Annotated in this window: 13 protein-coding genes; 9 read left to right on the top strand and 4 right to left on the bottom strand. The window is 72.6% G+C overall.

What is annotated here, in order from left to right:
* Positions 1-20: 20 nt before the first annotated feature.
* The 3 genes from dnaE to AB0O28_RS16460 all read right to left on the bottom strand — a co-directional run bounded on the left by dnaE (position 21) and on the right by AB0O28_RS16460 (position 4,965).
* Positions 21-3,590, bottom strand: coding sequence for a DNA polymerase III subunit alpha (dnaE, locus tag AB0O28_RS16470; protein WP_363640806.1), 3,570 nt, complete (start codon positions 3,588-3,590; stop codon positions 21-23).
* A gap of 91 nt (positions 3,591-3,681) precedes the next feature.
* A complete protein-coding gene (locus AB0O28_RS16465) occupies positions 3,682-3,948 on the bottom strand; it encodes a DUF6504 family protein (protein WP_079314666.1) in 267 nt (88 codons plus the stop codon).
* Positions 3,949-4,266: 318 nt separating this feature from the next.
* Entirely contained in the window at positions 4,267-4,965 is a 699-nt protein-coding gene (locus AB0O28_RS16460) for a GntR family transcriptional regulator (RefSeq protein ID WP_363640804.1), read from the bottom strand.
* A gap of 288 nt (positions 4,966-5,253) precedes the next feature.
* Between AB0O28_RS16460 and AB0O28_RS16455 the strand changes: the two genes are divergently transcribed.
* From AB0O28_RS16455 to AB0O28_RS16440, 4 genes are read left to right on the top strand one after another with little or no spacing between them, the layout of a single operon-like run.
* The gene (locus AB0O28_RS16455) at positions 5,254-6,414 is read left to right on the top strand and encodes an NRAMP family divalent metal transporter (RefSeq protein WP_363640977.1); all 1,161 of its coding nucleotides are present in this window, start codon (positions 5,254-5,256) and stop codon (positions 6,412-6,414) included.
* Between the two features lie 17 nt (positions 6,415-6,431).
* Positions 6,432-7,199, top strand: a complete 768-nt coding sequence (locus AB0O28_RS16450) for a 5-oxoprolinase subunit PxpA (protein ID WP_363640802.1) — start codon at positions 6,432-6,434, stop codon at positions 7,197-7,199.
* Entirely contained in the window at positions 7,196-7,810 is a 615-nt protein-coding gene (locus tag AB0O28_RS16445; protein WP_363640800.1) for an allophanate hydrolase subunit 1, read from the top strand. Before AB0O28_RS16450 ends, AB0O28_RS16445 begins: the two co-directional genes overlap by 4 nt.
* The gene (locus AB0O28_RS16440) at positions 7,807-8,739 is read left to right on the top strand and encodes a biotin-dependent carboxyltransferase family protein (protein WP_363640798.1); all 933 of its coding nucleotides are present in this window, start codon (positions 7,807-7,809) and stop codon (positions 8,737-8,739) included. Before AB0O28_RS16445 ends, AB0O28_RS16440 begins: the two co-directional genes overlap by 4 nt.
* Positions 8,740-8,812: 73 nt before the next feature.
* On the opposite strand, the gene AB0O28_RS16435 is transcribed toward AB0O28_RS16440, so the two are convergent.
* Entirely contained in the window at positions 8,813-9,550 is a 738-nt protein-coding gene (locus AB0O28_RS16435) for a GntR family transcriptional regulator (protein WP_363640796.1), read from the bottom strand.
* 112 nt (positions 9,551-9,662) lie between these two features.
* Here AB0O28_RS16435 and AB0O28_RS16430 point away from each other — a divergent pair, with 112 nt between their 5' ends.
* Genes AB0O28_RS16430 through AB0O28_RS16410 form a run of 5 tightly spaced genes read left to right on the top strand, consistent with a single transcriptional unit; the run spans position 9,663 to position 14,279 of the window.
* The gene (locus AB0O28_RS16430) at positions 9,663-10,814 is read left to right on the top strand and encodes an extracellular solute-binding protein (protein ID WP_363640793.1); all 1,152 of its coding nucleotides are present in this window, start codon (positions 9,663-9,665) and stop codon (positions 10,812-10,814) included.
* Between the two features lie 4 nt (positions 10,815-10,818).
* Positions 10,819-11,655: an ABC transporter permease gene (locus tag AB0O28_RS16425; protein ID WP_363640791.1), complete on the top strand. Its 837-nt coding sequence runs from the start codon at positions 10,819-10,821 to the stop codon at positions 11,653-11,655.
* On the top strand, positions 11,643-12,518 hold the full coding sequence (locus AB0O28_RS16420; RefSeq protein ID WP_363640789.1) for an ABC transporter permease: 876 nt from the start codon (positions 11,643-11,645) through the stop codon (positions 12,516-12,518). The genes AB0O28_RS16425 and AB0O28_RS16420 overlap by 13 nt, the downstream gene beginning before the upstream one ends.
* Entirely contained in the window at positions 12,515-13,591 is a 1,077-nt protein-coding gene (locus AB0O28_RS16415) for an ABC transporter ATP-binding protein (RefSeq protein WP_363640787.1), read from the top strand. Before AB0O28_RS16420 ends, AB0O28_RS16415 begins: the two co-directional genes overlap by 4 nt.
* Before the next feature lie 4 nt (positions 13,592-13,595).
* Positions 13,596-14,279, top strand: a complete 684-nt coding sequence (locus AB0O28_RS16410) for an HAD family phosphatase (protein WP_363640785.1) — start codon at positions 13,596-13,598, stop codon at positions 14,277-14,279.
* Positions 14,280-14,292 lie beyond the last annotated feature (13 nt).

Below are 14,292 nucleotides of genomic sequence, written 5' to 3'. Positions count from 1 at the left end.
CACCGGCAGGGCGGGGAGGATCACCGGCCGGGCGGCGGGCCCGAGCTGCCGGAGCTGGCGTGCCAGAGCCGCCGCTGGGGCTCCTCCGGATGGCCGAGGAACCGCCCCTCGCGCACGGCCGGCGGGGCGCCGTTGTCGGAGTAGGGCGACACCCGGAAGCCGTTGCCGTACTCGATGGGACGTCCGCCCACTCCGGCGCCGGGCACGGGCACCTCGCTGATCACGGCGCGTACGGCGTCGAGCCCCTGCGTGCGCCACACGCGGTCGAGGTCGGCGAGGTTCCAGCAGTGCACGGCGCGCAGCGAGACCGCCCTGACCCCGGTGCGCCGCACCACTCCCCTGGCGGCCAGCAGCCACGACCCGAACACGGTCGCCGCCGTGTGCGCCTGCACCGACTCGAAGAACGTCAGGTCGATCGGGCCGGTGGAGTCGTCGATGGTGGTGAAGACGACCCGCTGCCCCGACCGCACGGCGGGCGTCTGGGTGGCGACCTTGACCCCCGCTACCAGGATCTCCGCGCCGTTGCGGTGCCTGAGCAGGTCCCTGGCCCGGGTCACGCCCAGCGCGTCGAGCAGGTCGCGGTAGAAGTCCATGACGTGGTGGCTCACGTCCATGCCGAGGATCGCCAGCTCGGCCTCGACGGCCTCGGCCTCGGTCATCTCCGGCAGCTCGCCGGGCGTGACCCGTTCGGTGAACCCCATCGGGAGCTGCCCCGCCGCGCCCACCGGAGAGCCTCGGTCGAGCGCGCCGACCTGGGCGATCAGGTCGCGCCTGGTCAGGCGTCCCGGCCGCCAGCGCGGCTCTCCCGGCCGCAGGTCGTGCAGCGCGTCGAACCCGCCGACCTCCACGATCCGCTCGGCGACCGGACGTGAGGGCCTGGCCCGCTCCCAGAAGTCGGCCAGCGAGGTGTACGGCCGGCCGGCGACCATCCGGTCCACCTCGGCCTCGCTCACCCCCCGGACGGCCGAGAACGGCACCCGCAGGCCGTATCCGCGGCCGAACTCCCCGGGACCGCTCCGCGGTGAGTCCATACGTTCGACCAGCCACGTCTTCCCCGAACGGTTGACGTCGAGGGGCAGGACGTCCACCCCGCACTGCCGGGCCTCGTCGAGGATGACCCGGCTCGGGTACATGCCGGGGTCGTGGGTGAGCACGCCCGCGAGGAACGCGGCCGTGTGGTGCCGCTTGAGCCAGGCCGACTGGTAGGTGGGCAGCGCGAACGCCGCCGCGTGCGCCTTGCAGAACCCGAACCCGCCGAACGCGTCGAGCACCTTCCACGCCCGCTCGACGACGTCGGGGGCATAGCCGTTCTCCCGGGCGAGCGGCACGAACCAGGCCCGCACGGCCTCGCGGCCCTCCGGCGTCCCGAGGGCGCGGCGGGCCCGGTCGGCCTCCGACAGCCCCGACCCCGTCATGATGTCGATGACCTTCATCACCTGCTCGTGGAAGACGACCACCCCGTTGGTCTCCCTGAGCGCCTCGCGCAGCGACTCGTGCGGGTAGCGCGCCTCACGGAAGCCGTGCCGGGTCTCCAGGTAGGGCGTGACCATGTCGGAGTTGACCGGTCCCGGGCGGAACAGCGAGATGTCCACGATCAGGTCGTGCATCGTGCGCGGCTCCAGCTTGGCGACCAGCTCGCGCTGCCCCGGCGACTCGATCTGGAAGCAGCCGATCGTGCGGCTGAGGCGGATCATGTCGTAGGTCTCGGTGTCGTCGCGTGGCACGGCGTCCAGGTCGATCTTCCGGTTCTCGACCCGTTCGACCTCCTGGAGGGCGTAGGCGAGCGCCGACTGCATGCGCACGCCGAGCACGTCGAGCTTGAGCAGGCCCGCCTCCTCGACGTCGTCCTTGTCGAACTGCGACATCGGGAAGTCCAGCAGGCTGCGCTCGACCGGCGTGCGGTCGCGCAGCGTCGAGTTGCCGATCAGCACGCCGCAGGGGTGCAGCGCGATGTGCCGGGGCAGCCCGTCTAGCCGCTCGGCCAGGCGGAACACGGTCTGCAGCGACCGGTCGTTCAGCCCGCTGTCGCGCAGCTCGGGCAGGTCGGACAGCGCGGCCCTGATCTGCCTGGCCCGCACCTGCGGGAACGCCTTCGCGATGACGTCGACCTCGTGCGGCGGCAGGCCCATCGCGGCGCCGACGTCCCTGATCGCGCTGCGGGCGCGGTAGGTCTCCATCATCGACACGCAGGCCACCCGCTCCTCGCCGTACCGGCCGAGGATCGCGCGGTAGCAGTCGAGGCGCCGGGCCGACTCCACGTCGATGTCGATGTCGGGCAGGCCCTTGCGGCCCTCCGACAGGAAGCGTTCCATCAGCAGGCCGTGTTCGAGTGGGTTCACCTCCCCGATGCCGATCAGGTAGTTGACCAGGCTGCCCGCCCCCGAGCCGCGGATCGCGCACCGCACGCCCATCGCCCGGATCATGTCCGTGATGCCGACGACGGACGTGAAGTAGCCCGACAGCCGTTTCTTCTCGATGACGTGGAGCTCGGCGGCCAGCCGGTCGCGAGCCTCGGACGAGCGTTCCAGCCCCCGCCGGGCCAGCCCCTCCTCGCAGCGGCGCCGCAGCAGCGGCACCGGGTCCTCGCCGGCCTCCGGCAGGTGAAGCCGGGGCCGCTCGGGGTCGAGCAGGGGCACGATCTCGACGGGATCGAGCACGCAACGCTCGGCGACGCGACGGGTCTCGGCCAGCAGGCGCGCCGCCCGGCCGGTGTCGCCGCCGCAGACCCGCGCGGCCACCCGTGCCATCTCGGCGCCGTCCTTCAGGTACGCGTGGGCCGTGGGGTCGTCCAGATGCCGCCCGTCGAGGGGCACCAGCTTGCGCGCCGCGTCGAGCACGTTGCCGACCTGGTGGTCGGCGGCGTCCAGATAGCGGACCGCGTTGGTCAGCACGACCGGCACGCCCGCCGAGTCGGCCAGCCCGATCATGCGGGCGGCGGTGTTCGCGTCGCGGTAGCCGTACAGGTCGGACACCTCGACGACCAGGTCGGGGACCACCGCGCGCCAGGCGGCGAGCAGGGCGCGGGCCTGGTCGTCGCGCCGCTCGGCCACCGCGCGGCCGACGCCGGAGCGGGGCCCGAGCAGCACGGTCAGCCGCGGCTCCCCGTCCGGGCCGGACGCGTGCTCGGCCACCATCCCCGGCGTGACGTACGGCTCGCCGCGCTCCCCCGCGTGGTGGGCGGCCGTGACCAGGCGGCACAGCGCGGCCCAGCCGCCGGTGCGCGCGAGCACGACGACCCGCGCGGGTCCGGTCGCCGTCCCCCGGCCGTGCCCATGCCCGTGTCCGGTGCGGCGGCCGGACGGCAGGCCGCCTCCGAACAGGTCGTCGGGCGTCGAAGAGCCCGGTGTCGAAGAGCCAGGTGCGGAAGAGGCGCCGTCGAGGGCGAGATCGACCCCGACGACCGGGCGGACACCCCTCTCGTGGCACGCGATGACATGCTTGATCACGCCGTAGAGGCCGTCGCGGTCGGTCAGCGCCAGTGTGTCCATGCCGTGCTCGGCGGCCCGCCGGACGAGGGCGGCCGGGAACGCGGTGCCGTACCGCAGAGAGAAGGCGGACGCCACGTGCAGGTGAACGAAGGGTTCCGTCACCGGCGTCCCCCCGTCCGTCCCCCGGCCCGTACGGCGTTCCGTCCTCCAGCGGCCCGTCCCCCGGTCATCGTGGGTGGCTGGAGCGTTCCCATCAGTCCCAGGCCCTCAGCAGGAGCCAGCCGCCGCTGGCGGTGTCGAAGCGCAGTTCATAGGTCCCGACCTCCTTGCCGGCCGCGGCCCCCAGTCGCCAGAACCGCCGTTCGCCGGGATCGGCGTCCGAGGTCTTCCACCATTCCCTGGCGACCACCCAGTGGTCCTGGATCTCGCGGACGGTGTAGAGCCGGTCACGCCAGACGAACTGAGCAGGGTGGCCGTCCCGGACCCACACCTCGATCGGATCGCCGTAAAGTCTGCTCAAGACTCCTTCTCCCTGTGGCTTTCTGGCCACCCGGGGGAAGACGGGCGGATGATTCGGGCAGAATCGCCGCTACTTCGAACATACGTTCCCAGGAGATCGAACGCAAGTCGGCGCGGCCCGTTCCGGGGGGCGAAAGCCCAGGAAGCGCGTCCGGCAGCGGGTGCCGAAGGGACCAAATCCCGCTGCCCCGGCGGAGCGCCGCCTCACCGCCCGTCTTGAAAACTTCCGCAGCACGGCCGCCGGGGAAGACACCCCCGTTTCCCTGCCGGGGCCGCACGGGGCGGGCGGGCCGGGATTCCGCCCCTGAGGATGAGGGGCTCAGGCCTCGCGTTCGGCGAAGGCTGCCAGCAGCTGGGCCTGCGCGGTGTCGAAATACGCGAGCAGCTCCCACTCGGCCCGCTCGTGGTCGCCGGCGGCCAGCAGCGCGGCGATGCGCGCGTTGTCCTCCAAGTAGGGCTCGTGGAAGAGCCTCAGCTCGCCCATCACGTGGAAGGCCAGCCGCAGCTCCGCGAGCAGGCGCGCCATCGTCGCGTCCACACGCGGGCTGGCGAGCAGCGCGGCGATCGCCCGGTGGAACCGCATGTTGGCGGTGCCGACGGCCACCCAGTCGCCGGCGTCCGCGGCCGCCTGCCCTTCTTCGACGTGGCGCCCCACCTCCCGTACGGCCTCGGGCGGGGCCGTGACGACGGCCCGCACGCCCGCCGTCTCCAGGACGCGCCGCATCGCGTAGATGTCCGCCACGTCGGCCGCCGCGAGCTTGCGGACGAAGACGCCGCGGTGCAGCTCGTGCACCAGCAGGTTCTCATGGGACAGCAGCCTGAACGCTTCCCGGAGCGTGTTGCGGGAGACGCCGAGGAGGTTGCCGATCGTCTCCTCCGACAGGCGGGTGCCCGGAGGCAGGGAACCGTCGATGACGTTCTCCCGCAGGACGTCGGCGACCAGTTCCGCGGCGCTGGCCCGATCGAGCACCGGCCGAGCCGCGCTCAGCCGCTCTGCCCAGCCAGCCGTAGCCGTCATCCGCAACCCCTTCTCGACCGCCGGATTACTCCAAGTTTAGGCAGCGGCTGGCGGCCGGAACCGCGTCGGCCGGGCGTCAGCGAGCTCATCATCGCCGAGCGTCGGGAGTTCACAGCATGGTGTGGCGCGGAGGTAACCCACAAGAGTATTGATGGATCGTTGAACAATCCTCTAATTTTACGAGGAGGTGAGCAGAGGAGTCTCCCAATGAACCCACCCCCCAAGATCCAGGCGGCCGCCCCCGAGGGCACCAGAAGCGGAGGACCCCGCGCGGCTCTGCTCGGCGCGATGTTCCTCATGGCCACGAGCGCCATCGGCCCCGGCTTCATCACTCAGACGACGACGTTCACCGCGCGGCTCGGGGCGGCGTTCGCGTTCGCGATCGTCGCGTCGATCCTCGTCGACGTCGCCGTCCAGCTGAACGTCTGGCGGGTGATCGGTGTCTCCGGGATGCGCGCCCAGACGCTGGCCAACCGGGTGCTGCCCGGTTCGGGGTACGTGCTGTCCGTCCTCGTGGCATTCGGCGGCCTGGTGTTCAACATCGGCAACGTCGGCGGCGCCGCGCTCGGCCTGAACGCCCTCGCGGGGATCGACGTCAAGATCGGCGGCGTCCTGTCCGCCCTGATCGCCGTCGCCGTCTTCCTCAGCGGGAAGGCCGGGGCGGCCGTCGACCGCATCGTCGTCGTCCTCGGTGTCGTGATGGTGGCGCTGACGTTGTACGTGGCGGTCGTCTCCCACCCGCCGGTGGGCGAGGCCCTGCGGCAGACGGTCCTGCCGGACACCGTCGACTTCCTCGCCGTCACGACGCTGATCGGCGGCACGGTCGGGGGCTACATCACCTACGCGGGGGCGCACCGGCTCATCGACGCGGGCGTGACCGGTCCGCGGAACGCCGGGCAGATCGCCCGCGGCTCGGTCTCCGGCATCCTCGTCACCGGACTCATGCGCGGGATCCTCTTCCTCGCCGCGCTCGGCGTGGTGGCCGGAGGATTCCGGCTCGCCGCGGACGCGGCGAACCCGGCCGCCGACATCTTCCGGAGCGCGGCGGGCGAGCTGGGCCTGCGGCTGTTCGGAGTCGTCCTGTGGGCCGCGGCCATCACCTCGGTCATCGGCGCGTCGTACACCTCGGTCTCGTTCCTCGCCAGCTTCTCGTCCCGGACGGATCGCTACCGCTCGTGGATCACGGTGGCCTTCATCCTGGTCTCGACCGCGGTCTTCCTCCTCCTCGGCAAGGCCCCGGCCAACCTCCTGATCCTCGCCGGAGCGCTCAACGGCCTCATCCTGCCCGTCGGTCTGGCCGTGATCCTCTGGGTCGCCGCGCGCCGCCGCGATCTCATGGGCGGGTACCGCTACCCGGCCTGGCTCCTCGGCGCCGGCGTGCTCGCCTGGGCGCTTACCATCTACTTGGGCTGGAACTCCCTCAGCGGGATCAGCGCACTCTGGAGCTGACGTTGCCCTATCAGACCATGCGTATCGACCTCAACTCCGACCTGGGCGAGGGCTTCGGCCAGTGGAAGCTCGGAGACGACGAGGCGCTGCTGTCGATCGTCACGAGCGCCAACGTCGCCTGCGGGTTCCACGCGGGAGACCCGGTGATCATGCGGCGCACCTGTGAGACCGCGGCCGCGCGCGGGGTCGTGATCGGCGCCCAGGTCGGCTATCGCGACCTGGCGGGCTTCGGGCGGCGCTTCGTCGACGTGCCGCCCGTCGAACTCGCCGACGACATCATCTACCAGATCGGGGCGCTGGACGCCTTCGCGCGCGTCGCGGGCGCCAGGGTCAGGTATGTCAAGCCGCACGGCGCGCTCTACAACGCGATCGTGCACCACGAGGCGCAGGCCGCCGCGGTCGTCGCGGCCGTGCGGGCCTACGATCCCGGCCTGCCCGTGCTCGGCCTCCCCGGCTCGGCGTGGCTGCGCCAGGCCGGCCGCGCCGGTCTCACCACGATCGCCGAATGCTTCGCCGACCGCGCGTACACACGTGAGGGCACGCTGGTGCCACGCGGCGTGCCCGGCGCCGTCCTGCACGATCCCGCCCAGGTCGCCGAGCGCAGCGTGCGCATGGCCAGGGGCGAGCCGGTCGAGGCCCTCGACGGCACGAAGATCACCGTCACGGCGGAGTCGATCTGCGTGCACGGCGACAGCCCCGGCGCTGTCGCCATGGCCGTCGGGGTCCGTGACGCGCTCAGGGCGAACGGCATCGGCCTGGCCCCGTTCGTCGAGGGCGACGGATGAACGCACGGGTGCACCGCTGCGGCGAACATGCGGTTTTGGTCGAGCTCGACCGTCTCGAGGAGGTGGTCGCCCTCTACGACGCCCTCGCGGCCGATCCCCCGCCGGGAGTCGTCGACGTCGTCCCCGCGGCGCGGACCGTGCTCGTGCGGTTCGAGCCGCCGGCCTGTCGTGCCGCGGTGGAGTCCGCCGTCCTGGCCGTACGACCGGCCGGGGGCCGCGGCGCGACGAGCGGGGAAGTGGTGATCCCCGTCGTGTACGACGGCGACGACCTCGCCGACGTGGCCGGGCTGACCGGGCTCACCGAACGCGAGGTCGTGGCGGCGCATACCGGGACGCCGTGGACCGTCGCCTTCTGCGGGTTCGCCCCCGGCTTCGGATATCTGATCGGCGGCGACCCCCGGCTGGCCGTGCCCCGGCGGCCGGAGGCGCGCGTGCGCGTGCCCGCCGGCGCCGTGGGGCTCGCCGGGGAGTTCAGCGGCGTCTACCCGCGCGAGTCGCCGGGCGGGTGGCAGTTGATCGGGCGCACCGAGACCGTGGTGTGGGACATCGCGGCCGATCCGCCCGCCCTGCTGCGCCCGGGAGTCCGGGTGCGGTTCACGGAGGCCCGGTGAGTGAGGCGACTGTGAGCGCCGGTGGGAGCGAGCCCCGGCGGGCGCTGCTGGTGCTGGCTCCAGGCCCGCTCACCACGGTCCAGGACCTCGGGCGGCGCCGGCACGGCCATCTCGGCGTCGGGCGTTCCGGCGCCGCGGACCGCGGCGCGCTGCGGCTGGCCAACCGGCTGCTGGCCAATCCCGAGGACGCGGCCTGCCTGGAGGTCACCCTGGGCGGGCTGCAGGTGCGCGCCACCGGCGACCTGCTCGTCACGCTCACCGGCGCGCCCTGTCCCGCCACCGTCACCGACGCCGGGGGACGCACGCGCGGCATCGGGCACGCGTCGGTCGAGCGCCTGCCGGACGGGGCCACGCTACGGCTCGGCGTGCCGTCCCGCGGGCTGCGGACCTACCTGGCGGTGCGCGGCGGGATCGACGTCCCGAAGGTGCTGGGGTCACGGGCCACCGACCTGCTCTCGGGGCTCGGCCCGGAACGCCCGGCGCCCGGGTCGGTGCTGCCGGTCGGACCGGCGCCGGCGGGGTTTCCCGTGGCCGATCTCGCCCCGGTGCCCGTGCCCGAGTCCGGCGTCCTCCTGCTGGGCGTGATCGCGGGGCCGCGCCACGACTGGTTCAGGCCCGGGGCGCTGGCCGCCCTGTGCGCCGAGCCGTACGAGGTCACCGCGCGCAGCGACCGGGTGGGCATGCGGCTGCACGGGCCGCGCCTGGAACGCGCGCGCGACGGCGAGCTGCCGAGCGAGGGCATGGTTCCGGGCGCACTGCAGGTGCCGCCGTCCGGCCAGCCGACGCTCTTCCTCGCGGATCACCCCGTGACCGGCGGGTATCCCGTGATCGCGGTGCTGCGCGACGACGACGTCGACCGGGCGGCGCAGGCCCGCCCCGGGCAGCGGATCCGTTTCCGGGTGACCGGCGGCCGGCGATCGCAGAAGTGACCGTGGCCGCACACGGCCCCCTCGACGGCATCTCCCGCGGGCCGGCCGGCGAACACCCGGCGGATCGCTCCGGTCAGTCTCCGGCGCGGCGGACGAGGGGGTTGGCGGCGGTGGAGTTGCGGATGCTGAAGGTCACACTGCCGGCGCGGTAACGGTCGTCGGAGCACTCGACGGGACGGCCCTCCTGGGTGGTCGTGACACGGCGCTGGCGCAGCAGCGGGCTGCCCCGCCGCACGCCGAGCAGCCGGGCGTCCTCGCTGCCGGCCGCCACCGCGTCGATCAGGTGCTCGCCGTAGGCGAAGACGAGGCCGACCGACTCGTAGAGCTCCTGGGTCACCGACTCGCAGTCGGGGTCGAGCCTCTCGACGGCGGGGGCGATCCAGCCGGCGTAGACGGTGCGCTCGACCAGCACCGGCTCGCCGTCGAGCCGCCGCAGCCGCAGCACGTCGAGCACCTCCTCCCCCGGCTCCAGCGACAGCCGTACGGCTTCGGAGGACGAGCACGGGCGGCGGCGGGAGGCCAGCACGGAGCCGCTGGCGCGGTAGCCCATCGACCTCGCCCACTGGGCGAAGCTGTGCAACTCCGCGAAGCTCTGGCTGCGCTCGCTGCCGAGCACGATGCGCCGCGCGCCCTGCCGGGACCCGACCAGCCCTTCGGAGGCGAGCAGGGCGACGGCCTGGCGGACGGTGCCGCGGGCGGCCGCGTACCGAATGGCCAGCTCAGCCTCGGAGGGGAGCTGGGCGCCTATCGGATAGTCCCCCCTGACGATGGCGTCCCGCAGGTCACTCGCGATCTGTTCGTAGCGCGCCATCGTGCTGAGCCCTTCCGTTCACGCGACCGACATCGATATGCGACTTACTACCTATGGCTTGTTTGTACAAGTTCGCTTAAGTTCGATCCACGCACCATAGTGGGAGGGACCGTTGTCCACACGTACCGCCGACCTCGTGGCCGCGCTCACGATAACCACCTCAGTGATCGCGGCGTGCGGCGCCGCCCCCACGACCACCGGCGGCGGCTCGGGGCCGGGCGACTTCACGGCGGCCTCCGCGACCTCCGCCCAGGACTTCGGCGGGCTGGACAAGCTGGTGGAGGCGGCCAAGAAGGAAGGGCAGCTCAACACCATCGCGCTGCCGCCGGACTGGGCCAACTACGGTGAGGTCGTCAAGGCGTTCGAGGCCAAGTACGGCATCAAGATCACCAATGACAACCCCGACGGCTCCAGCCAGGACGAGATCAACGCGGTCAAGACCCTCAAGGGCCAGGGCCGCGCCCCCGACGTGCTCGACCTCGGCAGCGCCTTCGCGCTCAGCGGCGCCCAGGAGGGCCTGTTCGCGCCCTACAAGGTGCAGAGCTGGGACAAGATCCCCGACGGGCAGAAGGAGACCGGCGGCGCCTGGTACTACGACTACGGCGGCTACATCTCCATCGGCTGCGACGCCAAGCGGGTCAAGACCTGCCCGCAGACGTTCGCCGACCTGCTCAAGCCCGAATACAAGGGCCAGGTCGCGCTGAACGGCGACCCGACCAAGGCGGGCGCCGCCTTCGCGGGCGTGTACGCCGCCTCGCTCGCCAACAAGGGCTCGTTCGACGACATCCAGCCCGGCATCGACTTCTTCAAGAAGCTCAAGCAGAACGGCAACTTCAACCCTGTGGAGGCCACCCCCGCCACGGTCGAGAAGGGCGAGACCCCGATCACCCTCGACTGGGACTACCTGCAGGCCAGCTACGCCAAGGAGTTCGCGTCGAAGGGCGTGGACTGGAAGATCGCCATCCCCGCGGACGGGCAGTACGCCAACTTCTACGCCCAGGCGATCAACAAGTGGGCGCCGCACCCCGCCGCCGCCCGCCTCTGGCAGGAGTTCCTCTACAGCGCCGAGGGCCAGAACCTGTGGCTGAAGGGCTACGCCCGCCCGGTGCTACTGCCCTCCATGCAGCAGGACGGCAGCGCGGACGCCGCCATGGTCGACCAGCTCCCCAAGGTCGAGGGCACCCCCACGTTCCCCACGCCCGACCAGGTCAACAAGGCCAAGGAGGTCCTGGCGAGCGGGTGGGGCGCGGCGGTCTCGGGCTGAGATCGTGCGCGACAGCCGTACGCGATCGAAGAACCGGTGGGCGGCCGTGCCGCTGCTGGTCTTCGTCGTCATCGTCTTCGGCGTGCCGATGCTGGTCCTCCTCGGTGGCACGTTCACCAAAGAGGGCACGCTCAGCACCGCGAACCTCACCGAGTCGCTCCAGGGCGCGTACCTGACCTCCCTGCTCGGGAGCGTCAAGATCTCGGCGCTCGTGGCGGTGCTGGGCGGGGTGCTCGGCACCTTCCTCGCCCAGGCCGTGGTGACCTCCAGGTTCCGGGCGCTGCGCGAGGCGGTGCTGACCGCCTCCGGCGTGCTGGCCAACTTCGGCGGCGTGCCGCTGGCCTTCGCCTGGATCGCGACGCTCGGCAACTCGGGCGTCGTCACCACCACGCTCGGCCTCGGCCAGCACGGGTGGAGCCTGTACAACTTCTGGGGTCTCACCCTGGTCTACCTGTACTTCTCCATCCCCCTCCAGGTGCTCACGGTCGTGCCCGCGCTCGACGGGCTGCGCCCGCAGTGGCGTGAGGCCGCGCAGAACAACGGCGCGAGCACCTGGCAGTTCTGGCGGTACGTCGGGATCCCGGTGTTGACCCCGGCGCTGCTCGGCGGGGTCGTGCTGCTGTTCGGCGGCGCGTTCTCGGCCTACGCCACGGCGCAGGCCATGGTCGGGTCCACCGTCCCGCTGGTCACGCTGAAGATCGCCGACGCGCTCACCGGCAACGTCCTGATCGGCCACGAGAACGTCGCGCTGGCCCTCAGCCTCGACATGATCGTGGTGGCGGGCCTGGTCATGGCCGTCTACCTCCCGCTGCAGCGAAGGAGCGCCCGATGGCTTCGCTGACCCCCCAAGTAACCACACAGGTGACTCCCGAGCCCGCGTCTCCGCGCGGGGGGCGGCCGCGGCGTCCCCGGGTGTGGCGCGGCGTGGTCCTCGTACTCGCCGCCGTCTACTTCCTCGTCCCGCTGATCGCGTCGTTCGTCTTCACGGTGAAGGTGCCCGATCAGGGCCTCTCGCTCGACGCGTACGGCCAGATCTTCTCGGCGGAGGGCTTCGGCACCAGCCTCCTGCTGTCGCTCGGGCTCGGGGTCGCCACGATCGTGCTCGTCCTGCTGCTGACCCTGCCCGCGGCGGTGGCCGTACGACTCGGCGCGCCGCGGCTGCGGCCGGTGCTGGAGGTGGTCTGCACGCTGCCGCTGGTCGTGCCACCGATCACGTTCGTGGCCGGGATCAGCACGGTGCTGCGGTGGGGGCCCGACTATCTGGCGAGCACGCCCTTCTACCAAACGGTGATCGCGCTGCAGAACCCCGGCTTCCCGGTGGTGCTCGTGCTCGCCTATGTCGTGCTGGCGCTGCCGTTCGCCTACCGCTCGCTCGACGCGGGCCTGGGCGCGATCGACGTGCGGACGCTGTCGGAGGCGGCCAGGAACCTCGGGGCGTCGTGGCCCCACGTGCTGCTGCGGGTGATCATCCCGAACATGCGGTCGGCCATGGCCGGCGCGTCGTTCCTCACGCTGGCGCTGGTGCTCGGGGAGTTCACCATCGCCCGGCTGCTCAGCTTCGAGACCTTCCCCAACTGGATCTACCGGATCTCCGGCTCACAGGCGCAGGTGTCGGTGGCCGTCTCGGTGTTCAGCCTGCTGATCACCTGGCTGCTGCTGCTCGCCCTGTCGACCGCCGGCGCGAGGCAAAGGAGTGGATCATGAACGGCGCCCGGGTCGAGTTCCGCGGCCTGCGGCGGCGGTTCGGCAGCACGGTCGCGCTGGACGGGCTCGACCTCACGGTGGAGCCCGGCGAGCTGATCGCGCTGCTCGGCCCGTCGGGGTGCGGCAAGACCACCGCGCTGCGCTGCCTGGCCGGCTTCGAGCAGCCCGACGAGGGCGAGGTCCTGGTGGACGGCGCCGACATCACGCGCGTGCCGGCCAACCGGCGCGACGCCGGCATGGTCTTCCAGTCCTACAGCCTCTTCCCCAACCTCGACGCCCGCGACAACGTGGGCTTCGGCATGCGGGTGCGCAAGGTGCCCGCCGCCAAGCGGCACGCCCGCGCGCAGGAGCTGCTGGAGCTGGTCGGCCTGCCCTCGGTCGGCGACCGCTACCCCCACCAGCTGTCCGGCGGTCAGCAGCAGCGCGTGGCGCTGGCCCGCGCGCTCGCCCTGGAGCCCAGGGTGCTGCTGCTCGACGAGCCGCTGTCGGCGCTCGACGCCAAGGTGCGGGTCACGCTGCGCGAGGAGATCCGCCGCCTGCAACTCTCCCTCGGCATCACGACGATCTTCGTGACGCACGACCAGGAGGAGGCGCTGTCGATGGCCGACCGGGTCGCCGTGCTGCGCGACGGCCGCCTGGAGCAGGTCGCCGACCCCGCCACGTTGTACGACCGGCCGGCCACCCCGTTCGTCGCCGAGTTCGTCGGGGCGATGAACCACCTGCCCGGCCTGGTGTCGGGCGAGCGCGTGACGGTCCTCGGGCAGACGCTGCCCGTGGACGGCCCGGTGCCGGGCACCGCGCAGGTGGACGTGCTGGTGCGGCCCGAGGCCGTGCTGGTCACCCCCGAAGGCGACGGGATCGTCATGGTGTCGTCGTTCCGCGGCTCCACCGCCCGGCTGCGGGTCCGTTTGGGCGACGGCACCGAGGTGCTGGCGGACGTCCCGGGCCACGAGTCCGCGCGCTTCGCCCCGGGCACCGCCGTACGGGTCGGGCTGGTCGAGCGGCCCGTGCTCGTGTCGGCCCGTTCGGAGGCCGGAGCCGCGGCGGCGGTCCCCGAACCCGATGTCGTCTGACCCGATGTCGTCCGGTGACCGCCCGGCGGCGGTCCTGTTCGACATGGACGGCACGCTGGTGGACACCGAGGGCCTGTGGTGGGACGCCTGCGTGGAGGTCGCGGACGGCCTGGGCCTTCCTCTCGGGGAGGCCGACCGGGAGGCGCTGTTCGGCCTGTCGGTCGAGGACGCCGCCCTGCACATCACCAACGCCCTGCACATCGCCGGGGCTTCAGAGGCGCGGCCCGTCGAGGCCATGCTGACCGACGCGTTCACCACCCGGCTCGAAAGCGGGGTGACCATGCTCCCCGGCGCGGTCGCGCTGCTGGAGGCCCTGCGCGCGGCCGGGATCCCGGCCGGGCTGGTCAGCGCCTCCCCCCGGCCGGTCGTGGACCTGGTGCTCGAGACCGTCGGCGGGCACCGCTTCCGGCTGTCGGTGGCCGCCGGGGACAGCGCCAGGAACAAGCCGGCCCCCGATCCGTACCTGGCCGCCGCCGCGCGGCTCGGCGTCGACCCGGCCGCGTGCGTGGCGATCGAGGACAGCCCGACCGGTGTCGCCTCGGCCCGGTCGGCCGGGTGCGCCGTCATCGTGGTCGGCCCCGCGGGCGCCGTCAGCGGGGTGACGGCGGTGCCGACGCTGGAGAGCGTCGACCTGCCGCTGCTGCGCGGACTCGTCCCCGATCCCGCGGCGGTCACTCGGCGACCCTAAGTTTCTTCTGGGT

Origin of the sequence: Microbispora sp. NPDC088329 (genome assembly GCF_040685655.1) — a bacterium.
GTDB lineage: Bacteria > Actinomycetota > Actinomycetes > Streptosporangiales > Streptosporangiaceae > Microbispora.
Note: the sequence above shows the minus strand (reverse complement) of the source record. Positions and strands in the feature narration are given on the sequence as shown.